The sequence below is a fragment of the Dinoroseobacter sp. S76 genome (genome assembly GCF_049801095.1).
In the GTDB taxonomy this organism is placed as follows: domain Bacteria; phylum Pseudomonadota; class Alphaproteobacteria; order Rhodobacterales; family Rhodobacteraceae; genus Dinoroseobacter.
Window position 1 is genome coordinate 221480 of sequence record NZ_JBNAGH010000004.1, and the last position, 23697, is coordinate 245176.

Consider the following 23697-nt stretch of genomic DNA (forward strand, 5'->3'; position numbering starts at 1 on the left):
TTTCCCAAGCGGACCTTTCCATTACCCGCGACTCAACTTACCCTGACCTCGAGGATGATGAGGAGCCCATGGATGGCGGACCGCCTGGACTATGGAAACATGATGCACCGCGCCATGCGGTCCCTGATTCAGGACGTCCTGCGCGAAGTCGCCGAGGGCGGGCTTCCGGGCGAGCATCACTTCTTCATCACCTTCGACACCCAGCATCCTGAAGTCGAGCTCTCGGATTGGCTGCGCGAGCGCTATCCGGACGAAATGACCATCGTGCTGCAGCACTGGTTCGACGGGCTCGAAGTGCGCGACGCGGATTTCTCGGTGATCCTGAATTTCGGCGATCAGCCCGAGGCGCTGACCGTGCCGCTCGATTCGATCCGCACCTTTGTCGATCCGTCGGTGGAGTTCGGCCTGCGCTTTGAGAACCACGAGGATGACGAGGCCGACGAGGCGCTGGAGGAGGACGCGGTCGACGGCCCCCACGAGGTCCGCACCCTTGTCCCCGCTTCTGAGACCCGCAGCACGCCGCCAAGCGAGGCCGCCGACGCGGAAGAAAAGCCCGCGAAATCCGGTGAGGCCGAGATCGTCAGCCTCGACTCGTTCCGCAAGTAACTGAGCGGCCCCCGCGCCCCGGCAATCCCTGCGCCAATTGGCCCTGACCTGTTTGCGCAATCACTGATTGCCCCGCGCGCATGCGCCCGGTAAACGGCATGCGAACGTATACGGAAGGGAGCGCCCCATGACCGAGACCCGCACCGAAACCGACAGCTTTGGCCCGCTTGAGGTCCCCGCCGAGAAGTATTGGGGCGCGCAAACGCAGCGCTCGATCATGAACTTCCCGATCGGCTGGGAAAAGCAGCCCATCGCGATTGTCCGCGCTCTGGGCGTGATCAAGAAGGCCTGCGCCCAGGCCAATCACGCCAATGGCAAGCTTGGCGACGATATCGCCCCGGCCATCATTCAGGCGGCGGGCGAAGTGGTCGAAGGCAAGTTCGACGACAACTTCCCGCTCGTGGTCTGGCAGACCGGGTCCGGCACCCAGTCGAACATGAACTCCAACGAGGTCATCGCCAACCGCGCGATCGAGATCCTCGGCGGCGTGATCGGCTCCAAGGACCCGGTGCACCCGAATGACCACTGCAACATGGGTCAGTCCTCCAACGACACCTTCCCCACAGCCATGCATATCGCCACCGCGATGACCGCGCGGGACGTCACCCTGCCGGGTCTGAAAAAGCTGCATGCCGCGCTCGAGGCGAAGGTCGCGGAGTTTGACGGCATCATCAAGATCGGCCGCACCCACACCATGGACGCCACGCCCCTGACCCTCGCGCAGGAGTTCTCGGGCTACAGCCATCAGGTCGCCATGGGCATCGCCCGCGTCGAAGGCGCGCTTGGACGGATCTATGAGCTGGCGCAAGGCGGCACCGCCGTGGGCACCGGGCTCAACACGCCCAAGGGCTGGGGGGAGCAGGTTGCCGCGAACATGGCCGAGATCACCGGCCTGCCTTTCGTCACGGCCCCGAACAAGTTCGAAGCGCTGGCCGCCCATGACGCCATGGTCGAGATGTCCGGTGCGCTGAAAACCGTGGCGGCAAGCCTCTTCAAGATCGCCAATGACATCCGCCTCTTGGGCTCCGGCCCGCGCTGCGGTCTGGGCGAGCTGATGCTGCCGGAGAACGAGCCGGGCTCGTCGATCATGCCGGGCAAGGTCAACCCGACCCAGTGCGAAGCCATGACCCAGGTCTGCGCCCATGTGATCGGCAATGACGCCGCTGTGGGTTTTGCCGGAACACAGGGGCATTTCGAGCTCAACGTCTACAAGCCCATGATGGCCTATAACGTGCTGCAATCCATGCAGCTGATCGGCGATGCCTGCGTGGCCTTCACCGACAATTGCGTCGTGGGCATTCAGGCCAATACGGACCGGATCGAGAAGCTGATGCGCGAGAGCTTGATGCTGGTAACCGCACTGGCGCCCACCATCGGCTACGACAACGCCACGACCGTCGCCAAGACGGCCCATAAGAACGGCACGACCCTCAAGGAAGAGGCGATCAAGCTGGGCTTCGTGGATGAAGAGACCTTCGAGAAGGTCGTCAGCCCCGAGCAGATGATCGGGCCCAAGTAAGATGGCGGGCAAGTTGACCTTCTGGTTCGAGCTTGCCTCCACCTATACCTACCTCTCGGCCATGCGCATCGACGCCATGGCCGAGGATGCGGGCGTCGAGGTGATCTGGCGCCCGGTCCCCCTCGGCCCGATCTTCGGTGGTCAGGGTTGGGACACCTCCCCCTTCAACATCTACCCCGCCAAGGGCCGCTATATGTGGCGCGATATGGAGCGTCTCTGCGCGGCGCGCGGCCTGCCCTTTGCCAAGCCCGACCCGTTTCCGCAGAACTCGATCCACGCAGCCCGCGTGGCTTTGGCGGCGCTGGAAACGAACAAGGGCCGCGCGTTTTGCAAGGCGGTTTACACCGCGCAATTCGCCCGAGGCGCGAATATCGCCGAACGCGCGGTGCTGGAGGCCGCGCTGATCGAGGTCGGACTCCCGGCCGACTTGGTGGAGGCAGCGGCGGACTCAGCGCGCAAGGCAGAGCTGAAGGCCTGCAGCATCGAGGCGGCGGAGCTGGGCCTCTTTGGGGCGCCGAGTTTCACGGTGGGCGATGAGCTCTATTGGGGCGATGACCGGCTGGAAGAAGCGCTCGCCTTCGCCGCTGCGCAGCCCGCGTAAAGGGCGCAAAAGCCGCGATCCGCGCTTGCTTCGCTGCAGTGCAGAGCGCATGCTGACGCCATGGCTCAGATCACGAATCTCCGCACCCATCGCAAGCAGAAAGCCCGCGAAGACAAGCGCGCAGCCTCAGCGCAAAGCGCCGCCATGCATGGCGAGACCAAGGCCGATCGGCTGTTGCGTCTGACCCGGGATGCTCAGGAGAAAAAGCATCTAGATCAGCACTATACCGAGGATGAGTAAACGCCCGGCCAAACGCTCACTGACCCTGAAGGGGCACCGCACCAGCGTGTCCCTCGAAGACGAGTTTTGGGCCGGGTTTCGGGAAATGGCAGCCGCGCGGAGCATGCCGATCAACGCGCTCGCGGCGGAGATTGACACGGCGCGCGGGACAGAGATGGGCCTTGCCTCGGCCATCCGTCTTGCCGTGCTGCGGCATTACCGGGACGGGCCGAGCGCCGCCTCGGATTGATCCTCAACCGGGCGCACCCGCAGCCAGATCCCATGCCGCGCGCGCACCGTCAGATGCGCCTCAGGGATCGGCACATGATCGGGATCCGCCTCGAACGCGAACTGCTTGATCAGCGCCGCCAGCAGCAAGGTGCCCTCGGCCAGCGCGAACCCCGCCCCCGGACAGACCCGCGGCCCCGCCGAGAAGGGCATATAGGCCTGGCGCTGGCTCTCCCGCGTCTCCTCCCGCGCCCAGCGATCCGGATCGAACCCGTCCGGATCCGCCCAGAGCCGCGTGTGGCGGTGCAGATGCCAGGGGCTGAGCACCACCTGCGCCCCCTTGCGGATCACCCGGTCGCGCCAACACCTTGGGGCGCGCGCCTCGCGCACCATCATCGGCACGGGCGGATAGAGCCGCAGTGCCTCGCGATAGACATCCCGGGTCAGCCGCAGGCGAGAGAGATCTGCAAAGGCCATCGTCGTGATGTCGAGACCTGACAGCTCCGCGCGGACCCGGTCCTGCACCTCTGGCGCGGCGGCCAGCAGATAGAGCGCCCAGGCCAGCGCGCTGGCGCTGGTCTCATGGCCCGCCAGAAAGAAGATCGCGACCTGATCCACCATCTCCTCCGTGGAAAAGCACGCGCCGGTTTCCGGGTCCGGTGTCGTCATGATCTTGGTCGCGAGATCCTGCGGCGCGCGACCCGCCGCGATCTCGGCTGCCCGCGCTTCGGTCAGCTCGGTGATCAGGCGGCGCAGATGCTGCGCGGTCTCTTGGGTGCTGCGCCGATGGCCCCGGGGCATCCAACGCGGCAGGGGCAGAAACGCCCCCAGATTGAGGATCGGTTGGCTCCGCTGATGGGCGCGGAAGGCAGTGAACACCTCACCCGCGATCGCGTCTTCGATCGGGACGGAGAAGAGCGTCCGAAAAATCACATCGGCGGCGGCATGGGCGGAGATCTCCTCGATCTCGACCAGATCGGCAGCGGCGCGGGGGGCGAGCCGATCCACCGCATTGGCGGCCGCGGCCTGCATATCCGTGAAACTCTCCTTCACCCGCCCCCGCTCGAAGGCCGGATCGATGATCCGGCGTTGCCGTGCCCAGGTCTCACCATTGGTCAGAAAAACACTGTCACCCAGCAGGGGGCGCAGCCCCTCGCCGATCCGGTCGGATTTGGGGAAGTCCTCAGGCCGCTCAGAGAGGACCTCGCGCAAGATCTCCGGGTCGTTGACGAGGTAGGAGCGGAAAAAGGGCGTGCGGAATTCGGCCATCCAGGCGCGGTAGAGGCGCGCGGGCTGGGCTGAGAGGATGTCGCGGCGAAAAAGCTGCAGGTAGCGCCAGAGCGAGACCTTCTCCGCCCGGGCGGCGGGTTTCGGGGCCTGCAAAGTCACGGACGTGGCGCCACGTTGCGGCGCAGCACGCTGGGCGACGAGGCCCGAGTGCCGAAGCGCTGACGCAGGGTGAGCGGCCCGGCGGTTATGCGGAAATAGTCGTAATCCCCCGGTCGGTCGAAGGCGCAGAGATACTGGAAATGCAGGCGAAAGAACCGCCAGCGCAGGCGGGCCCAGGTCTCGGGGGCGAGTGTCTCGGTGAAACGGGCCGAGATGATCACTGGCGCGCGCTGATCGTCGCCGGCTACACCGCTGACCGCAACGGGGTCACACAGCGCAAAGGCGCAGCCATCCCCGGGCGCGGTCACATCCAGCCAGAAGATCTCGCTCTGTGCGCCCATCTCGGCCAGATCCGCGCGCAACTGATCCGCCTTTGGCAGGGCCGAGACCATCGGCACCACCTGCCCCAGTGTCAGAAGTGCGATGGGCACGCCCGCCGCGCGGGTCCCCCGCCGCTGCACCTCCGCCAGCACGGAGACTGCGAGATAGGCACCGGAGGAATGCCCGACGAGGAGCACCTCATCCGCGCCCTCCGTCACCGCCTCGACGATGGTGTCCGCAAACTGGGTCAGCTTTTCCGCCAAGGCGGCTGGATAAGCGCCCCCTTCGGCGGCGGAATAGGCATAGTCGCGCATCAGGTAATGGGCGTAGAGCCACCGATCCACCCGACAGGCCAGCTGCAAGAGGCCAAGCGCGGTCAGGACACCCAGACCGAACCCGAAACCCCCACCGATCAGGCTCGCCACGCCAACCCCGACGCCGACGGCCAAAGCCAGTTGCGCCAGCAGTGCGACGATCGGATAGAGCGCCGCGATCACCGGCCCTTTGCGCAATCGGGCCAGCCGCAGAAAGGCGCCGCTGCTGAGATAGATCCAGACCGTGTGCAGAAGCGCCAGATAGGAGGCCAAAACGCCGCCCCGCATCGAGGCTTGCACCAGATCGGACCAGACCAAGACAGTGACGGAGGTCTCCACCTCCTGATCGTTTTCTAGGTAGCGAACCGTCCAGCCAGGACCGCCCGGCATGCCCTGCAGATCCAGCACATAGCCGCTGATCTCGGCCTGTGCGGCCCCTTCCCGGCGATAGAGCTCGCGGTAACGGCGGGGTGGGAACGGATCATAGCCCGGCAGGTAGAACACCTTGCGCCGTTGCACCGGGGGGCCGGGTTTTGGGTCCGTCATGCTCTGCCTGTTCCGCGTCTGCCGTGAGACTAGCCGCCGGACTATCCTTTGAACAGGTAAACGGCCCATTAACGCACACTTGCGCCATTGGTTTTCGCGTGCGGTTCCTCGCGGGCTTGGCTAGAACAGGGCCATGAGTGATCCCATCGAACTCGACGCGCGGGGGCTGCTATGCCCCCTCCCCGTTCTCAAGGTCCGCAAGCGGCTGAAATCCTTGCCCAGCGGGGCGGAGCTGCATCTTTTGGCGGATGATCCCGCGGCCATTGTGGATGTGCCCCATTACTGCGCCGAGAGCGGGCATGCCCTGCTCCGCCAGAGCGATGAAGGCGATGCGCAGCTCTACGTGATCCGGAAGTCCTGAACGCCGCCCTGCCCGAGACATGAAAAACGCGCCCGAAGGCGCGTTCTCATATTCAGCGGGACATGGACCACCAGCCTCGACGCTTCGGCTTGTCCTCAGCGGGTTCCGGCTCGGGCTCGGCCACTGGCTCTTCCACAGCAGGCTCCGGTTCAGCCACGGCTTCGGGTTCAACCTCAGGTTCCGTGATCTCCTCAGCGGGCTCCTCTTCCGCCACCGGCTCAGCTGGCTCTTCGACTGGCTCCGCAACAGGTTCCTCCACCGGGGCAGCGACCGGTTCGGCCTCCAATACAGCAGACTCTTCCGCAGGCGCTTCGGTGGGTTCTTCCGCGGCAGGCTCTTCCGCTGCGACCTCTTCCACCGGCGCTTCGGGCTCGGCAGACTTGGTCTCCGGCGCGGCTTCGGCCTCCTCTGCGGGAGCCTCCGCAGCTGCCTCAGCCTCCGCACTCGCGGATTTACGACGGCGGCGACGACGGCGCTTGGGCTTGGCCTCTTCCGTGGCTTCCGCGTCTGCATCCGCGGCCGCTTCTGCAGGCGCCTCGGCCTCGGCGGGGGCCGCCTCCTCGGCAGCCTCCTCCGACGGGGTCGTCTCTTCGGAGCCGGTCTGAGCGTCCGAGCCTTCGCCCCCATTGCCCCGGCGGCGGCGACGACGGCGGCGACGCTTGCGCGGCGCGCCCTCTTCGCTAGCTTCTTCCGGCGCAGGCGCTGCTTCGGCCTCGACCTCTTCCTCGACGATCTCGGCCTCTTCGATCTCGTCAGCGGCGGAGGTATCGATGGAGATCACCGGCGCTTCGATCTCGACCACTTTGCGGGTCGCGGTCTTGAACTTGTCGATGGTGAAATCCGCACCGGAAAGATCCGTGGAGGCCTCAAGCCGCACGGCCATGCCATAGCGCCCCTCGATCAGCGCGATATGCTCGCGCTTCTCGTTGAAGAGGTAGTTGATGACATTGATCGGCGCCTTGACCAGCACTTCGCGGACCCGGCGGCGCATGCCCTCTTCTTCGAGCGCTCGGATGATCGACAGCGCCAGCGAGTTGTCCGAGCGGATCAGGCCCGTGCCCTGACAATGGGGACAGGGCTGGGTCGTGATCTCGAGCATGCCCGGGCGCAGACGCTGGCGCGACATCTCCAGAAGGCCAAAGCCTGAGATGCGGCCCACTTGGATGCGGGCGCGGTCGGTCTTGAGCTTGTCCTTGAGGCGCTTCTCGACGGCGGTGTTGTTGCGCCGCTCCTCCATATCGATGAAGTCGATCACGATCAGACCGGCCAGGTCGCGCAGGCGCACCTGACGTGCCACCTCTTCGGCGGCCTCAAGATTGGTCTTGAGCGCGGTCTCCTCAATGGAGGCTTCCTTCGTCGCGCGCCCCGAGTTCACATCGATCGCCACCAGCGCCTCGGTCACGCCGATCACCAGATAGCCGCCCGATTTGAGCTGCACCGTCGGGTTGAACATGCCCGCGAGGTAGTTCTCGACCTGATAGCGCGCAAAGAGCGGCAGGTTGTCCTCGTAGAGCTTCACGTTCTTGGCGTGGGACGGCATGAGCATTTTCATGAAGTCCTTGGCCACGCGGTAGCCCGCCTCGCCCTCGACCAGCACCTCATCGATATCGCGGCTATAGAGGTCGCGGATCGAGCGTTTGACGAGGTTCCCCTCCTCATAGATCGGCGCGGGCGCGATGGATTTCAGGGTCAGATCGCGGATCTGCTCCCAGAGGCGCTTGAGGTAGTCATAATCGCGCTTGATCTCGGTCTTGGTGCGTTTGGCCCCGGCGGTGCGCACGATGAGCCCCGCGCCGCGCGGCACGTCGATCTCGGAGGCGATCTCCTTGAGCTTCTTGCGGTCGGCAGCGTTGGTGATCTTGCGGCTGATCCCGCCCCCGCGCGCGGTGTTGGGCATGAGCACGCAATAGCGGCCCGCAAGGCTGAGATAGGTGGTCAGGGCCGCGCCCTTGTTGCCACGCTCTTCCTTGACGACCTGCACCAGCAGGACCTGACGGACCTTGATGACTTCCTGGATCTTGTAACGGCGTTCGCGGCGCTGACGGGGACGGCGGATTTCCTCGGCCACATCCTCATCGGCGACATCCTCGATACCGTCATCCCCGTCGCTGTCGGACGCGGTTTCGGTCGTGGTGTCCGTTTCGGTCTCGGACTCCGCCTCGGCGGATTTCGAGCGGCTGCGACGGCGCGAACGGCGGCGCTTGGGCTTTTCTTCGGTGGTGGGCGTCTCGGCGGTTTCCACCGCGTCATCCTCATCCGAACCGCTGCCCAGGACCGGGAGCGGACCGTCGGCTTCGGTCGAATCCACCAGATCCATGCCGGGGATCGAGCGGGGCTCGGACGCATCGTCTGCGGCGGGCGCTTCGGCTTCAGCTTGCGCCGCAGCCCCTGCGTCTGCGTCTGCGTCGGCCTCGACAGCCGGTGCGTCTTCCGCGCTGGCCTCTTCCGCCGGAGCAGCTTCTTCAGCGGCGGGTGCCTCTTCCGGTGTCGGTTCTTCTACGGGGGTCTCTTCGGCGCTTGCCTCTTCGGCGGGCGCTTCCTCAGCAGCAGCCTCACCCTCGGCATCGGCGGACGCCTCTTCCGCATCCTCCTCGGGATCCTTGACCTCAGCATCAGAGGTCACGACCGGGTCTTCACCCTCAATGGCATGGGCCATGGGCGCGCGCGGGGTGTCGTCACCGTCTTCGGCTGAGCCTTCCGCGTCTTCGGCAGGCGCGTCTTCGGCGGAGGCCTCTTCCGCAGCAGCTTCGTCAGCAGGCGCATCCTCAGCAGCCGCCTCCTCCGCCGGGGCCGCTTCGGCGGGCTCGGGCTCGTCGACGGCAGGCTCTTCGGCGGCAGGCTCGGCGCTGTCTTCGGCCGCAGGCTCTTCAGCCGCAGCCTCCTCAACCGGGGCCGCGTCCTCGGCCGGAGCGTCGTCTGCGCTGGCCTCGGTCGCAGGGGCGTCCTCAGCCTCGGCAGCGTCCGTCTCTACAGCTTCCGCAGGAGCTTCTGCATCTGCGCCTTCCTCTACGGGGGCTGCGTCAGCCTTGGCTTCCTCGGTCGCGGTCTCAGCCGCCGTGTCGGACTTCTTGCGGCGGCGGGAGCGGCGCTTCTTGGGCTTCTCCTCTTCTTCCGCATCGGCCTCGGCAAAGGCCATTTCCTCGGCCAGCAGGGCCTCGCGATCCGCAACCGGGATCTGGTAGTAATCCGGGTGGATCTCGGAAAAGGCGAGGAACCCGTGACGGTTGCCGCCATAGTCCACGAAGGCCGCCTGCAAGGACGGCTCCACCCGTGTGACTTTTGCGAGATAGATATTTCCGGCGAGCTGCCGCTTGTTTACAGACTCAAAGTCGAATTCCTCGACCTTCGTTCCATCCACCACCACGACGCGGGTCTCCTCCGCGTGGGTGGCGTCGATAAGCATCTTCTTAGCCATGGTGTCTTTCTGCACGAACGGCCCCTGCCAGGGGGCGCGAGGCCCGGTGACATGCTGTTCGTGGATCGTTGTGCAATGGGTGCCGCGCGGCGCAGAACGGCAACGGGGAGTGTCCCGTTCACCTTGGCTTGTCGTCTCAAAGCCTGTCTGCTTGCCTCGTCGCGGTGCATCGCGTTTCTCCGGCCCTTGCGGGCCAATCTAACTCCGCACGGTACGTCATGCGGCATGAACCGGGACCGGCCACTGCGGCATGGGTGCGCGCAAGTACCAGACCCCTGAAAACACTGCCTCTCGTGCAAGTCGGCCAAAATGCCGGGTTCTGGACGAGGGTGCAGGTAAACCTGAAACCGGACGGCACCACCATACATTCGGCGGGCGCCCGTTTGCCTAGATAAGTCCAGTGGGGACCAAAAGACAATGATTGTTTTGCGTCAAGGCCGGGGCAATGGCGCGCGAAGGGGCGACCCGCAGGCCGCCCCATGTTGGCGTTAACACTTTTCGCTCAGTTTCCGAGCAGGTTGGGGACGATCGTCACCACTCCGGGGAAGAGCCAGAGCATTGCGAGGGCCGCCACCTGGATCACCACGAAGGGCAAGACCCCGCGATAGATATGGCCCGTGGTCACCGAAGGTGGCGCCACCCCGCGCAGATAGAAGAGCGCGAATCCGAAGGGCGGTGTCAGGAACGAGGTCTGCAGGTTCACCGCGATCATGATCGTGACCCATTTCGGATCCATCGTGCCGCCATAGATCACCGGCCCCACGATCGGGATGACGATGTAGATGATCTCCAGGAAGTCGAGCACGAAGCCGAGGATGAAGAGCACCAGCATCACGATCAGGAAGACCACGAGCTCATTGTCGAAGCTGCGCAGGAATTGCTGGATGTAGTGCTCGCCGCCGAAGGAGATCACCACGAGGTTCAGAAGCTGCGAGCCGATGAGGATGGTGAAGACCATGCTCGTCACCTTCGCCGTCTCGCGCACCACCGGGCTCAGCACGCCCCGGGTGAAGAGCACCCAGCAGGAATAGAGTAGGCCCAACACGGCCACGTGATATGCCGCCTGGGCCAGGATGATGGCGACCCAATCCTCAAACGAGATTTCGGCCACGCCCGTGCGCAGGTCGAAATTGATGCCGATCACAATCATGATCACCAGCGCAAAGGACGCCCCAATGATCAGTTTGGCCGATTGCTCATCCTCGCGTAGCTTGCGATAGGCCGCGAGCATGATCGCCCCCCCTGCCCCGAGCGCCGCCGCCGGGGTCGGGTTGGTGATCCCGCCGAGGATCGAGCCCAGCACCGCCACGATCAGGACGAGCGGCGGGAAGACCACGCGGATCAGATCGTTCTTGCCGAGCCGCGCCACCGCCGTGCGGCAGCCATAAAGCACCATGAGGAACGGGATTGCCAGCAGCGTGAAGCTGCCCCCCGCCGACATGGTTGCCGGGATCAGGAGCGCATCCGCCGCAAAGGCCAGCACCACCCCGGCTCCACCGATGATCAGGGGCAGCGGATTGGCCGAGGGGGCCACACCGCGCGCCACGATCAGGGTCAGCGCGAAAAGCAGGAAGAAGATGGTCATGCCGCTGCCGATGGGCGCGATATTGGCCAGACGCTCCGCCTTGGCGGCCTCTAGCTCCTCGGGGGTCAGGTCGCGCCGCTCGGTCGCCCCGCCGGAGCTTGCGATCTCCTCGGCCTGGGCAACGGCGCGGTCCCATTTTTCCTGTCCGTGCAGCTCGATCATCGAGGCCTGACAGGTCGGGCTGACATTGGTGCGCAACTCCGCGGTGGCGCCGACCTCGGTCACGGTCGAGACAGCGGTGGATTGCGAGCCAATCAGGCCCACGTTCATCGCCAGCAGGATCGCCGCGATCAGCCCGAAGGGCGCAAAGAGGAACCAGGTCAGCGCCTCGTTGCGGGTGATGATCTCGCCCGTCGGACGGTCACTGACCACCGGCGGGGCCTTGGACGGGTTGAAGGCCGCAAAACCGAAAGCGTAAAGCGCATAGAGCAGTGCCAGCATCACCCCCGGCAGCACCGCCGCCTGAAAGAGCGTGCCTACGGAGAGCACCGCAGGCTCACCCAGGAAGGTCAGCGCATCTGTACAGCCCGCAATCTGGGCGCGCTTCTCCTGGCCGGTGGCGTACATATCCCCCGCCAGCGTGCCGAGCAGAACGATCACGATGGAGGGCGGAATGATCTGCCCCAGCGTGCCCGAGGCCGCAATGACCCCGGTGGAAAGCTCCTTGGAGTAGCCATTGCGCAGCATGGTCGGTAGAGCCAGCAGGCCCATGGTCACCACGGTCGCGCCCACAATCCCGGTGGAAGCCGCGAGGAACGCGCCCACCACCACGATGGACACGGCCAGACCGCCGGGCAGCGGGCCAAAGACGCGCGCCATGGTGGTCAGCAGGTCATTGGCGATCTTCGAGCGCTCCAGGGTGATGCCCATCATCACGAACATCAGCACGGCCAGCAGGGTCTCGATGCTCTGGCCCGCGATCACCCGCTCGTTGAGCCGGTTCACGATGAACGACAGGTTCCGGTCCATCGCCTGTTCCCAGCCGCCGGGGAAGAGATGCTCCTCGATCCTTGGGAGTTCGGGGTATCGGAACACGCTGATCGCCTCGCGGGCCACGCCTTCGGCGATGAGGGCTGCGTATTCCGGGCTCTGGGTGTTGATCGCCTGATGTATCAGCAGGCCCGCACTGTCGAGCGCCGCGATGATCCCGAAGGAGATCACCCCCGCCCCACCAATGGCAAAGGCCACCGGAAAGCCCGACATGATCCCGCCAAACAGGCACAGGAACACGATGATCAGGCCAACTTCGATGCCATCCAATCCTAAAATCATGATCTGTCGTCCCGTGCCTTAGTGGATTTCTGCGACGCGTTCCGCGTCTTCATCACCCAAGGCATCCTTGTCGTGATATTTGCCCAAGCTCTTCTCGCCCTCGCGCAGCTCCATGAAGGAGCGCAGGAAGAACGCCACTGCCTGCAGGAAGACCATCGCCACGAAGAGGCAAATCAGGATCTTGAACAGGAAGTAGCCGTTGAAGCCCTGGGGGCTGAAGCCGACCGTCTCGACATTCCAGCGCACGGCGCGGGCCTTGAGCTGCATCCGCTCGAACGGGTCGGAGGCCGAGATTTTCGGCGTGATCAGGTGGCGCCACATGAAGAACCACGAATAGAGCCAGATCAGCACCATGGCCGGCATCATGAAGATCAGGCTGCCGATCATGTCGATGATCTTCTTGGTGCGGTGGCGGACCACGGAATAGACCAGATCGACGCGCACATGCCCGCCCTGCACGAAGGTGTAGGCGCAGCAGAGACAGACGACGATGGCGTTATAGAGCTTCAACTCTTCGCCAAACCAGCTGAGGTCTTTGGTGAAGGTGTAGCCGAAAGGTCCGATGGAGATCTGACTGACCAGAAAGAAGCGCTGCAAAAGCACGATCAGGATCTGCTGCAACACCATCAGCAGGCCCGCCCAGGCGGCGAAACGCCCGACGATATTGGCAAAGCCTTCCAGCCCGATGACCATGCCCCACATGGCGCGCGGCTTGGCGATGCCGATCCCGATGGCGATCAGGAAGGCTGTGAAAATGAAGAAAAAGAACTCCACCGAGGCGCCGTAATAGGCAAAGCGCATGAGCGCCTGCTTGTCCTCGGTCGTCTCCAGCCCGCCGATCCAGCCGAGCCATTGGCTCGGGTTCGCGATGGCCCAGCCCGTGTTCACGATGGCCTGGCCTATATTCTGGATCACCCACCAGATGCCCCCGGCAAGACTGGCAAGAAGGTTCGGATCTGCTTCGGTCTCCATCGGCGGTCCCCCGGTCGTCCTGATGCGCGTCTGTCGGTTATCCGATCCGCTGCGCGGTGCTGTCTATGTGGCAAAGGCCCCACCGGGGGGCCTTTGCGGTTCGTTTCGGGTCGTGTCAGCCCAGAACGCGGTTGCGCTGTGCGACGAAGTTCGCGTCCGACTTGAGCAGCCAGTCCGAAGACTTGGCGAGCGAGGCGTCGAAGCTGTTGCGGATGCGGGCGTAGAGCTCGTCATCCATGTTCTCGTCGAGCACTTCCTTGGAGGCCGCACCGAACGCATCCCAGACATCATCCGGGAATTGCAGCGCGCGCACGCCCTGCGCCTGCAGACGGGCCAGGGCCGCGCCGTTCATGGCGAGCGTCTGGCTCAGCTGGTACTGGGTGGTGGCGATGGCGGCGTTGCTGACGATGGCCTGATGGGCCGGGGACAGCTCGTTCCACACATCGAGGTTCATGGCCGCGATAAGGCCCGAGCCCGGCTCGTGGAAGCCGGCGGTGTAGTAGACCTTGGCCACTTCCTGGAACCCGGCCTTCTCGTCTGCTGCGGGGCCAACCCATTCCAGACCGTCCAGCGCGCCCGAGGAGAGCGCCTGATAGAGCTCGCCGCCCGGGATGTTCTGCACCGAGGCGCCGAGCTTGCCGAGCACCTGACCGCCAAGGCCGGGCATCCGGAAGCGCAGGCCGTTGAAGTCTTCGGCAGAGGTGATCTCGTTGCGGAACCAGCCACCGGACTGGGAGCCGGAGTTGCCGCACTGCATGGAGTGCAGGCCAAAGATCTCGCCCAGCTCGTTATGCAGGTCCTGACCACCGTCATGGTAGTACCAGTTGGTCAGCTCCTGCGCGGTGGCACCAAAGGGCACAGCCGTGAAGAAGTTGTAGCCCGGGTGCTGGCCGCCAAAATAGTAGTCTGCCGAGTGATAGAGATCGGCCTGACCGGAGGTCACCGCGTCGAACACTTCGAACGCGCCCACAAGCTCGCCCGGGGCCTTCTTCTCGATGATCAGGCTGCCGCCGGACATCGCGTTGACCGCTTCGTTGAAATAGGTGGCCGCGTCATCGAGCACCGCGAAGCCGCGCGGCCAGGATGTGACCATGGTCAGTGTCCGCGAACCCTGTGCGATGGCCGGAGCGGCAAGGCCCGCGCTCGCAACGGCAGCGGTCCCACCCAGCGCCGAGTTCCGCAAGAAAGAACGACGATCCATAAGTATCCTCCCCTAGAGTGTGCATATGCCCATCCCATTACGTGATGGGCGGATCGTTAAGAGTGCGCGGACCCTAGCCGCAGGTCGGACGCGGGGAAATACCCACCACTACGTATTCGTCAAAGAAAGATGAAACGCCCCCTGCCCTGCGCGTGCGATCCGCGGGCTTGGTCACCGCGCGCTTTGGCAGTAGATACGGGGACATGAAGGCGTTCCTGTCGAACCTCCTGACGCGGCTGCGGCTGAGCTATGGGCAAAAGCTGTTCCTGCTCGCCACGATCCCGCTCGTGCTGGCGGTGGCGGCAATCTCGCTGGTGGTGGCCAATCAGGCACGGCAGCTGGCCGAGCGCGAGATCTCGGTGCTGGAAACCCAGCTGATCGAGGCCAAGAAGCGCGAGCTGAACAACTATATCCAGCTCGCCCGCACCGCGTTCTTTGCCGAATACGGCCGCGCCGCCCCGGATGACGAAGCCGCCAAGGAGCGGGTGACCCAGATCCTCGCCGCGATGATCTATGACCGGGACGGATTTTTCTTTGTCTACCATTACGATGGCACCAATCTGGTCAGCCCCCGCCAGACCGAGCTGATCGGGCGGGACTGGTCTGGGCGCACGGATCGCAATGGCGTGCCCGTGGTCGATGAGCTGATCCGCATCGCCCGCTCGGGGGGCGGCTATCACACCTATGATTGGGAGAAACCCTCGACCGGCGAGGCCGAGCGCATGATCACCTATGTGGTCGGGCTGCAGGACTGGCAATGGGCGCTTGGCACGGGGATTTTCATCGACGATGTGCTGGCCAATGTGGCCGCCGCCCGCGCCGTCACCGAAGAGCGCGTGGCCCGCACCTTCTTCTGGATCGGCGCGATCACGCTGGCTGCCCTTCTGGCGGTGTTTGGCTCGGGCCTCATCATCAATATCCGCGAGCGGCGGCTGGCGGATGCCAAGCTCAAGGCCCTGACCCAGCGCGTCCTCGACACCCAGGAGGAGGAACGCGGCCGCGTGGCCCGGGAGCTCCACGACAGTATCAGCCAGCTTCTGGTGGGGATCCGCTATGCGCTGGAGCTCGCCCGGCGCCGGGTGCAGGCGGGCGATGCGCGCGCCGAGGAAAACATCGGAAAAGGGATCGAGGGGCTCAATGGCGCCATTCAGGAGGTCCGCCGGATCAGCCGCGACCTGCGCCCCGGCCAGCTCGACGATCTGGGCCTCGGCCCCGCGATCCACGCCCTGACCGAGGAGTTCACCAAGCGCACGGGGATCAAGGCGGATCTGAAGACCGTGGTCTTCCGCAACCGCCTCGCGCCCGATGCCAAGATCGCCCTCTACCGCATCGCCCAGGAGGCGCTGACCAATATCGAGCGTCACGCCCAGGCCACGGAGGTCCATGTGGATCTCTTCGGCCACAAGACCGGCGCCACCCTGCGCGTGGCCGATAATGGGCGCGGGCTCGCGAACAGCCCCGATCTCAGCCCGGGCGCCGGTGGCCTCGGGCTGCGCAATATGCAAGAACGGGTGGAACAGCTGGACGGCACCTTGCGGGTCTTCTCCTCCGAGCGGGGCACGCGGATCGACGCCACCGTGCCGCTCAGCCATATCCTGCCGCCCGATCCGGACCGGGCCGCCGGGCCCCAAACGCAACCGCGAAAGGCGCGCGCATGACGACCCAGACCCCGCCCCGCACCCGCGTCGTGATCGTGGACGACCACCCCATGGTAGCCGAAGGGATCGAAGCGATCCTCGAGACCTATGAGGACTTGCAGGTGGTCGGTCGGCTGAGCAATGGCCGCGAGCTCATCGAGCAGGTCGAAGCTCTGAACCCGGACGTGATCCTGCTCGACCTGAACATGCCCGAGATCAACGGGCTCAGCGCGACGGAGATGGTGCTGGAAAAACGCCCCGATACGCGGATCCTGGTTCTCTCCATGCATGACAGCCCCGAATACATCTCCAGCGCCATGAACCACGGCGCGCGCGGCTATATCCTCAAGGATGTTCCGACCGAAGAGATCCGCCTCGCCATCGATGCGGTGATGCGCGGCGAGACCTATCTCTGCACCGGAGCGACGGCCTCGATCACCCCGGACACCGCCGATGGGCGCGAACCCCTGACCTCCCGCGAGCAGACGGTGCTCTTGCAACTGGCCTCGGGTAAATCCAACAAGGAAGTGGCCGCGGCGCTCGATATCTCCGTGCGGACGGTGGAAACTCACCGCAAGAACATCAAGCGCAAGCTCGGGATCTCCTCCACCGCCGGGCTGACCCGCTACGCGATGGAGCATGGGGTGCTGCAGGGCACGGGCGTCAGTTTCTAGCGCCCAGGGCGTGCGCTGTTCTGCCCGCGTCCGCCCCGACGGGCGCGCGCGGCGGCACGCACCTGGATCTCAGGTCTTCGCCAAAAGCAGATCCGCGCGCAGCCACAGGCAGTAGCAGCCCAGAAGGATCACCGTCGGTCCGTCGCCGAGCAAGGTCAGGCCCGGCCATTGAGAGACCAGTCCCATCGCCAGTCCCAGCATTGCGGGGACCCGGCTCAGTATGACCGCCACGCGAAACACATCGACATCCCGCACGCGCACCTCACCGGATGCCGTGTGGTGTTCGATCCGCATTTGGCTCCTATGCGGCGGCAGGAACGTGTTGCCGAATTTGCCACCAGCCAGCAGCACGGTGGAGGTGATCGCCATCCAGATCTCTCCGAAAAAGGTCAGGGAGATCGCAAGGAACAAGGCCGCAACGCCGGACAGCCCATCGGCCCATTTCAGGGTCCCAGCGGCAACCTTCGCATCGGATGTCGCATAGGCGCGGTGATAGAACTCACCACTGATGAAAAACAGAACCATCGCCAGCGACATTGCGAGGGCCCCGCCGCTCCCGGCGAGATGGGTAAGAATGGCCATAACCAAGGCGTCTGTGCCGCCGAGACCAAGGGCGCCCAGGACCGCAAAGCCCAGGCCCGAGGCGAACCCGATGGCATTCCCGATGTTATAGAGCCCGCCCGGCCCCGACATGCGGGTCGCGAGGATGTGGGACAAGGACCAAGTCCTTGGTGGTTTGGTGAGGTGTAAATCCTTCATGGGGTTTCTCCCGAAATGCATTGTCCGTAAATGACGGCAGCTTGCCTGCAGGAGCGTCAGAGGGGCGTTAGGCCAAAATACCAGCCGGATGATCCCGGGAAGGGGCACGCAGGGGGCCACTGCGCAGAAGATGCGCACGACCTCCAGTGCGCGCGGAGCCAATGCTTGTCATGCGTCGCCGGATCAGATGACGGACTGGCACAGGCGCTCCTCCTGCGCAGATCACTGTTCGGCAATGGACCTCATGGCGGCGGGCTCCGCCGAGCCTGCGCCGGGCGTCCTCAATCGCGAGGCTTCCGCGTGGCAGGCCCAATACCTTGCACACCGGGAGCGCAGGCGGCGCGCAAGACGTGCTGTGGCTGGCCCGCTCTGCATAAGACGCGCCGACACCGCGTCGTTGCCGATCATGGGGTGCTGGACCAGAAGGCCCCCGCGCCCCTGCCTCTCGCGCCTTTGTCACAGTGGAGTGTTTGTCCCTGCGCACCGCCTTCGGGAGGTCAAACTCCCTGCGCCCGGAGCCGCCCAACACTAGCTTTCAGAGCTGTGGGATATCCCCATCGGCGCGTTGCGCGTGGAAGCGGGCTTCGAACCCCGCGAAATCCCCCAGTTCGATCGCCGCCCGCATCTCCGCCATGAGCTCCTGATAGTAATGCAGGTTGTGCCAGGTCAGCAGCATGGAGGACAGGATCTCCCCCGCGCGGAAGATATGATGGAGATAGGCCCGGCTGTAATTGGCACAGGCCGGACAGGTGCAGGCCTCGTCCAAGGGACGCGGGTCGTCCGCATGACGGGCATTCTTGATGTTCACCACGCCATTGCGGGTAAAGACCTGACCGGTCCGCCCCGAGCGCGAGGGCAGCACGCAGTCGAACATGTCGATCCCGCGCTTCACGCCGCCCACCAGATCATCGGGCTTGCCGACACCCATCAAGTAGCGCGGCTTCTCCTCGGGGAGCATGCCGGGCGCATAGTCGAGCACGCCGAACATCGCCTCCTGCCCCTCGCCCACGGCGAGCCCGCCCACCGCATAGCCATCAAACTCGATGGCGCGCAGGGCCTCGGCGCTCTCACCGCGCAGGTCTTCTTCGAGCCCGCCCTGCTGGATCCCGAACAGCGCATGGCCAGGCCGGTCCCCGAACGCGTCCCGCGACCGCGCCGCCCACCGCATCGAGAGCTGCATGCTCTCATTGATGCGCTTGCGATCAGCGGGCAGCGCCGGGCATTCGTCGAAACACATGACGATATCAGAGCCGAGCAGCTTCTGAATCTCCATGGAGCGTTCGGGGCTCAGCATGTGCTTGGAGCCATCGATATGGCTCTTGAAGGTCACGCCCTTCTCGGTGAGCTTGCGCAGCCCGGTCAGGCTCATGACCTGAAACCCGCCGGAATCCGTGAGGATCGGACGCTCCCAATTCATGAATTTGTGCAACCCGCCCAGGCGGTCAATCCGCTCGGCGGTGGGCCGCAACATCAGGTGATAGGTGTTGCCCAGCAGGATATCGGCCCCGGTCTCGCGCACGCTCTCGGGGCGCATGGCCTTGACGGTGGCGGCGGTGCCCACGGGCATGAAGGCCGGCGTGCGGATCTCGCCGCGCGGCGTGTCGATACGCCCGAGCCGGGCGCGCCCATCCTGGGCCAGTTTGGTATAGCGAAAGCGGTCAGTGGTCATGGGCTGCTGTTACGACCCTGTCGCAGGGGCGTCACGCGAAAACCGACATGGAGGACCCGTCGCAGGCGCCGGCCCACCCGCGCCAGGTCCTGTCCCGGCCCGTTGCGGGGCCGGAACGCGCTAGTCCAGCGCGCGCGGCCTGGCCCTTTGGCGGAGCTCGACCTCGGCGCTGCGCACTGCAAAGCGCAGGTCGCGCGCCGTGGCCCGCAGACCCGAGCGCTCCGCCAGATAGAGCAGATTGCGCAACTCGTCGGGCAGCCAGTCCAGATCGGCACCCGGAGGTGCGTGCGGTTCGATTGCGCTGCGCCGGTAAGACCCGGTCGCAGTTTGGTTCTGTGTCATGCGTCACTCCTCATCTCCGCCATCCCGGTTGGTCCGGGGTTTGCGCCTGGGGCGGGCGCATCGGCGGAATCCTCGTTCCTGACCTTCTCACTCTTGTTAGATCAGATCAATTGATGCATGATCATAGATGTATTGCATTCATCGATACGACTAATTGGGCTCCGCGGTTCCATCACACACTCACGGACGCACCGCCCACGGAACAAGATCGAGCTTCGACATCTGTTTCCGTCCGGGAACGGTGCCGTTGCGACAGGGAGCTTGCGGGCTAGGGCAATGAAAGAACAGGATATCTATGGGCTCGATGGGCGACAGCTGAAGCTGTTCCTGTCTGTCTTCGACACGGTCTCGGTCAGCCGGGCCGCCGATCAGCTGGGCATCACACAGTCGACGGCGAGCCACGGGTTGGAGCGGTTGCGCAAGGCGTTGGGCGATCCGCTTTTCGTCAAATCGGGACGTGGAATCACACCGACCGACGCCGCCAAGGACCTCGCACCCCGGGTGCGTGCGGTGCTGATCGGGCTCGAGGGGCTGCGCACATCGGCGAAATATGACCCGGCCCAGGACACGGGCGAAATCCGTATCGCCACCAATGTCACCGAGATCATGCCGAAGCTCAGCGACATCAAAACCCGGATCCGGGCCGCCGCCCCCCATGCGAGCATCCATTTCCTCGATATGGGCTCACGCTCGAACTCGGCCGAACTGCTCTCCTCGGGGGCTGCGGATCTCGTGCTGGCGGTGAGCATGACGAATTACCCCTCGCTCCTAATGGCCGAACGGCTCTATGCGGATCGCTCGGTCTGCTACTATTGCCCGGATATGCGCGGCCCGGTGACGACCGAGATGGCCTTTGCGGAGGCCAAACATGCGGCCCTGGATTTTGGCGCATCCATGAAGAGCGCCGTGGAGATCGCGCTTGAGAAACAGGGCGTGGTGCGCCGGATCTATCTCACCGCGCCGAACTCTTATGCCCTGGCCGAGATGATGCGCGATTCCGACTATGTGGCGACCATGCCCCAGCGGCTCCATGCCACTGTTTTCAAAGGGTTTGAATATAGTGTGCCGCCTGTCACCCTGCCTGCGATCACCCATGACATGATCTGGCATGTGCGCAACGACAACACCGCACGAAACCAATGGCTGCGCAGCGTGGTCCGCTCTACGCGCTAGCGCACCTTTACGCCGTCGCGTGAAATCCTTATATCTTTGGTCAACATTACTGTGAGATCCGAAATGAGTGTTGAAACCTCTCCCATGGAAGGGGCGCCGATGATCCGGCCGTCCTCCACGGACCATCCCCTGCACGAGCAGATCGTCGAGGCGTGCCGCACGGTGTTTGATCCGGAAATTCCGGTCAATATCTACGATCTCGGCCTCGTCTACACGATCGAGATCAACGAGGCCTCCGAGGTCGACATCATCATGACCCTCACCGCGCCGGGCTGCCCGGTGGCGGGCGAGATGCCCGGCTGGATCGCAGAGGCCGTGGAGCCCCTGCCGGGGGTCAAACAGGTCAATGTGGCTCTCACCTGGGAGCCGCCCTGGGGCATGGAGATGATGTCTGACGAGGCCCGGCTCGAGCTCGGCTTCATGTAACTGCGCGACGGGGCGGGTTGAGCCACAGCCGAGCCGCCCCTACATTCCTTGTGAAGACACAGGAAGGATATCGACCATGTTCGGCATTCCGGGGCAACCGCCCGTCAAGATCACCGACCGCGCCGCCACCCATATCGCCCGGCTCATGGCCAAAGGCGACAAGCAGGGTTTGCGCATCGGGATCAAGAAGGGCGGATGCGCAGGCATGGAGTACACCATGGACTACGTGGATGAGGTCGATGCCAATGACGAGGTTGTCGAGGTCGGCGAAGCCCGGGTTCTGATCGCCCCGATGGCGCAGATGTTCCTCTTCGGGACCGAGATCGACTACGAGACCTCGCTGCTCGAGAGCGGGTTCAAGTTCCGCAACCCGAATGTGGTGGATGCCTGCGGCTGCGGCGAGTCGATCAAGTTCGACGAGAGCATCACCGCCGAGCGCTAGGTCTCGCGGCGCGCTCCCCGACGGGGCTGCGGGCGCGACGGGATCTCTTTCAACAAGCCCCCAACCCCCATGCCGGCAATATCGGCCCCCGTCACCGGGACGCCGCAAGCGACGCGTTCCAGCACCCAATCCGCCCCGTTCAGCGCCGGTGACCGCGCGCATCCCGGCAGGCCAATGACCGGCCGCTTCCCGATCTCGCCCAGAAAGAGCAGGTTGCCCGGATCCACGGGCATCCCGAACCGGGTGACCGTGCCTCCCGCGGCGCGCACACCTTCGGGGCCCACATCCGCCGGATCCGAGGTCGCGGAGGCCGTCAGCAAGAGCGCCATATCCCCGGCGATCCCGGCCATGGCCGCGCCGATCTCGTCGGCGCGATGGGGGACATTGCGGGTCTCGCTCAGCGTCATGCCGAGCTGGGTCAGACGGGTCTCGATGGCCGCGATGCTCTTGTCGCGCAGGCGCGCATCCTCAGGACCAAGTTCAGTCAGCACCAGCCCCGCACTGCCATGGATTGCCTGTCGTAGCCGCAGCGCCCCGGCGCCGAGCCGCGCGGCCTGCGCCATATCCGCCGCCGCCACGCCATAGGCGATGATCTTGACCGTGCCCACCAGCATGCCGGGCGTGACCCGCGCGTATTGCGGCACGGTCGCCAGCGTGATCATCGGATTGACCGCGTTGAGCGCCGCGATAGCGGCCACATCTATCTCAACGATACCAGAGGCTTCCGCGACGATATTCACGCGCCCAGTGAAGGGCGTAGTCAGACGCAGAGCCTCGTCCTGTCCCTCGGCGCGCAGGGTCTCGGCCACCCCGGCTGCGGCGGTGTTCTCATCCACATCCCCCGGTTCCATCCGGGCCACGATGACCTCGGAAAGCCCCGCAGCGGCCATCTCTGCCAGCATCTCGGCGCTGAGGGCCGTGCCCTTGGCGATCTTGCCGGAAGGGAGCTTTTGCGCATGGGCGAGCAAGGCGCCCTCCGCCGACGCCAGCGGCACGGATCCGAACTTCATGGAGCTTTCCTGAGCCGGTCGGTGATCTCGGCCATGATCGAAATCGCAATCTCGGCGGGGGATTTCGCCCCGATATCGAGCCCCACGGGTCCGTGGATGCGCCCGATCTGCGCGGCGGTGAAGCCCGCCTCCTCGAGCCGGGTTACACGCTTGCCATGGGTGCGGGTCGAGCCGAGGCAGCCGAGATAGAAACATTCCGACGCGAGCGCCACAAGGATCGCCGGATCATCGAGCTTGGGGTCATGGGTCAGGGTCACGACCGCCGTGCGCGCGTCGAGCCCGTGGGCCTCGAGCGCAGCATCGGGCCAGTCATCGAGGATCGTCTCGCCCGGAAACCGGCTTTCGGAGCCAAAAGCCGCGCGCGGGTCGATCAGAACCGGGTCATACCCCGCGAGCCGCGCCATGGCCAAAAGCGGCTGGGCGATATGCACAGCGCCGACCACGACCATGCGCAGGGGCGGGTTGTGCAGGCCGAGAAACCAGTCGCCTTCAAAGCCGGATTTATCCGCCCGCGCCCGAATTGCCAGCGCCTCGGCCAGAGGATCCGCGCTGCCCGGATGGACCAGTCGGCGCTCCCATGTCTCGGGCGCCACGGCCAGTGCGATGGGCGCGCGCGCGGCGCGGGCCTCTACGAGTTCGACCAGCATCGCGGGATCGATATGGGGGCCCACGGGCTCGACAATCACCCGGATCTCACCGCCGCAAGCGAGCCCCACGGCAAAGGCCTCGTCATCGCTGACCCCGAAGCGCATGGAGCTGGCCTTGCCACTCTCCAGCGCGTCGAGCGCCTCGGCCACCACCGCCCCTTCGACACAGCCGCCGGAGACCGATCCGGCCAGATCCGCCGCTCCGGAGATCACAAGCTGGCTGCCCACCGGGCGCGGGGCCGAGCCCCAGGTCTCGACGACCGTGGCGATGACGGCCCCCTTGCCCTCCCGGTGCCAGGCCAGGGCCTGTTCCGGCATATCATCATGTGAAATCGGCATGTTACTCCTCCCGGTGCTGACTATGACCCA

The 23697-nt window shown here is 65.0% G+C and carries 22 protein-coding genes; 11 read left to right on the forward strand and 11 right to left on the reverse strand.

Translation table 11 applies throughout. From position 1 onward, the window contains the following. The first annotated feature begins 72 nt into the window (after positions 1-72). The 5 genes from ACP153_RS14230 to ACP153_RS14250 all read left to right on the forward strand — a co-directional run bounded on the left by ACP153_RS14230 (position 73) and on the right by ACP153_RS14250 (position 3195). Positions 73-606 (forward strand): SspB family protein, encoded by a 534-nt coding sequence (locus tag ACP153_RS14230; protein WP_424971668.1) that lies wholly within the window; start codon positions 73-75, stop codon positions 604-606. Between the two features lie 127 nt (positions 607-733). Then, positions 734-2125 (forward strand): class II fumarate hydratase, encoded by a 1392-nt coding sequence (gene fumC / locus ACP153_RS14235; RefSeq protein ID WP_424971669.1) that lies wholly within the window; start codon positions 734-736, stop codon positions 2123-2125. Position 2126: 1 nt separating this feature from the next. Further along, positions 2127-2726 carry a 2-hydroxychromene-2-carboxylate isomerase gene (locus ACP153_RS14240; RefSeq protein ID WP_424971670.1) on the forward strand — a complete coding sequence of 200 codons (600 nt, stop codon included), beginning with the start codon at positions 2127-2129 and terminating at the stop codon, positions 2724-2726. Between the two features lie 60 nt (positions 2727-2786). Beyond that, complete coding sequence (locus ACP153_RS14245) at positions 2787-2966, forward strand: DUF4169 family protein (RefSeq protein ID WP_424971671.1); 180 nt, start codon at positions 2787-2789, stop codon at positions 2964-2966. Beyond that, positions 2959-3195 (forward strand): ribbon-helix-helix domain-containing protein, encoded by a 237-nt coding sequence (locus tag ACP153_RS14250; protein ID WP_424971672.1) that lies wholly within the window; start codon positions 2959-2961, stop codon positions 3193-3195. The genes ACP153_RS14245 and ACP153_RS14250 overlap by 8 nt, the downstream gene beginning before the upstream one ends. Here the strand turns inward: ACP153_RS14250 and ACP153_RS14255 are convergent. Then, complete coding sequence (locus ACP153_RS14255) at positions 3162-4556, reverse strand: cytochrome P450 (RefSeq protein WP_424971803.1); 1395 nt, start codon at positions 4554-4556, stop codon at positions 3162-3164. The two genes, ACP153_RS14250 and ACP153_RS14255, sit on opposite strands and share 34 nt — an antisense overlap. A 2-nt stretch (positions 4557-4558) precedes the next feature. Then, positions 4559-5743 carry a hypothetical protein gene (locus ACP153_RS14260; RefSeq protein WP_424971673.1) on the reverse strand — a complete coding sequence of 395 codons (1185 nt, stop codon included), beginning with the start codon at positions 5741-5743 and terminating at the stop codon, positions 4559-4561. Between the two features lie 133 nt (positions 5744-5876). On the opposite strand from ACP153_RS14260, the gene ACP153_RS14265 reads away from it, so the two are divergent. Then, the gene (locus ACP153_RS14265; protein WP_424971674.1) at positions 5877-6104 is read left to right on the forward strand and encodes a sulfurtransferase TusA family protein; all 228 of its coding nucleotides are present in this window, start codon (positions 5877-5879) and stop codon (positions 6102-6104) included. Between the two features lie 52 nt (positions 6105-6156). On the opposite strand, the gene ACP153_RS14270 is transcribed toward ACP153_RS14265, so the two are convergent. The 4 genes from ACP153_RS14270 to ACP153_RS14285 form a co-directional block, all read right to left on the reverse strand. After that, entirely contained in the window at positions 6157-9519 is a 3363-nt protein-coding gene (locus ACP153_RS14270; RefSeq protein ID WP_424971675.1) for an Rne/Rng family ribonuclease, read from the reverse strand. Positions 9520-10021: 502 nt separating this feature from the next. Further along, positions 10022-12376 carry a TRAP transporter large permease gene (locus tag ACP153_RS14275; protein ID WP_424971676.1) on the reverse strand — a complete coding sequence of 785 codons (2355 nt, stop codon included), beginning with the start codon at positions 12374-12376 and terminating at the stop codon, positions 10022-10024. An 18-nt stretch (positions 12377-12394) separates the two neighbouring features. Continuing rightward, the gene (locus ACP153_RS14280) at positions 12395-13348 is read right to left on the reverse strand and encodes a TRAP transporter small permease subunit (RefSeq protein WP_424971677.1); all 954 of its coding nucleotides are present in this window, start codon (positions 13346-13348) and stop codon (positions 12395-12397) included. A gap of 115 nt (positions 13349-13463) precedes the next feature. Continuing rightward, entirely contained in the window at positions 13464-14549 is a 1086-nt protein-coding gene (locus ACP153_RS14285) for a TRAP transporter substrate-binding protein (RefSeq protein WP_424966841.1), read from the reverse strand. Positions 14550-14752: 203 nt separating this feature from the next. Here ACP153_RS14285 and ACP153_RS14290 point away from each other — a divergent pair, with 203 nt between their 5' ends. Both ACP153_RS14290 and ACP153_RS14295 read left to right on the forward strand, forming a co-directional pair. Then, a complete protein-coding gene (locus ACP153_RS14290; protein ID WP_424971678.1) occupies positions 14753-16207 on the forward strand; it encodes a cache domain-containing protein in 1455 nt (484 codons plus the stop codon). Then, positions 16204-16860, forward strand: coding sequence for a response regulator (locus tag ACP153_RS14295; RefSeq protein WP_424971679.1), 657 nt, complete (start codon positions 16204-16206; stop codon positions 16858-16860). The genes ACP153_RS14290 and ACP153_RS14295 overlap by 4 nt, the downstream gene beginning before the upstream one ends. Positions 16861-16929: 69 nt before the next feature. Here ACP153_RS14295 and ACP153_RS14300 read toward each other — a convergent pair whose 3' ends face one another. The 3 genes from ACP153_RS14300 to ACP153_RS14310 form a co-directional block, all read right to left on the reverse strand. Then, the gene (locus ACP153_RS14300; RefSeq protein WP_424971680.1) at positions 16930-17619 is read right to left on the reverse strand and encodes a hypothetical protein; all 690 of its coding nucleotides are present in this window, start codon (positions 17617-17619) and stop codon (positions 16930-16932) included. A gap of 535 nt (positions 17620-18154) precedes the next feature. After that, the gene (gene tgt / locus ACP153_RS14305; RefSeq protein WP_424971681.1) at positions 18155-19288 is read right to left on the reverse strand and encodes a tRNA guanosine(34) transglycosylase Tgt; all 1134 of its coding nucleotides are present in this window, start codon (positions 19286-19288) and stop codon (positions 18155-18157) included. Positions 19289-19408: 120 nt separating this feature from the next. Then, positions 19409-19630 (reverse strand): hypothetical protein, encoded by a 222-nt coding sequence (locus ACP153_RS14310; RefSeq protein WP_424971682.1) that lies wholly within the window; start codon positions 19628-19630, stop codon positions 19409-19411. A gap of 276 nt (positions 19631-19906) precedes the next feature. Here ACP153_RS14310 and ACP153_RS14315 point away from each other — a divergent pair, with 276 nt between their 5' ends. The 3 genes from ACP153_RS14315 (at position 19907) to ACP153_RS14325 (ending at position 21671) form a co-directional block, all read left to right on the forward strand. Next, positions 19907-20803 (forward strand): LysR family transcriptional regulator, encoded by an 897-nt coding sequence (locus ACP153_RS14315; RefSeq protein ID WP_424971683.1) that lies wholly within the window; start codon positions 19907-19909, stop codon positions 20801-20803. 63 nt (positions 20804-20866) lie between these two features. Further along, the gene (locus tag ACP153_RS14320) at positions 20867-21229 is read left to right on the forward strand and encodes an SUF system Fe-S cluster assembly protein (protein WP_424971684.1); all 363 of its coding nucleotides are present in this window, start codon (positions 20867-20869) and stop codon (positions 21227-21229) included. A 76-nt stretch (positions 21230-21305) separates the two neighbouring features. Continuing rightward, positions 21306-21671 (forward strand): HesB/IscA family protein, encoded by a 366-nt coding sequence (locus ACP153_RS14325; RefSeq protein WP_424971685.1) that lies wholly within the window; start codon positions 21306-21308, stop codon positions 21669-21671. Here the strand turns inward: ACP153_RS14325 and ACP153_RS14330 are convergent. Then, a complete protein-coding gene (locus ACP153_RS14330) occupies positions 21668-22681 on the reverse strand; it encodes a molybdopterin-binding protein (RefSeq protein ID WP_424971686.1) in 1014 nt (337 codons plus the stop codon). The two genes, ACP153_RS14325 and ACP153_RS14330, sit on opposite strands and share 4 nt — an antisense overlap. Then, a complete protein-coding gene (locus ACP153_RS14335) occupies positions 22678-23667 on the reverse strand; it encodes an XdhC family protein (RefSeq protein ID WP_424971687.1) in 990 nt (329 codons plus the stop codon). The genes ACP153_RS14330 and ACP153_RS14335 overlap by 4 nt, the downstream gene beginning before the upstream one ends. Positions 23668-23697: the final 30 nt, after the last annotated feature.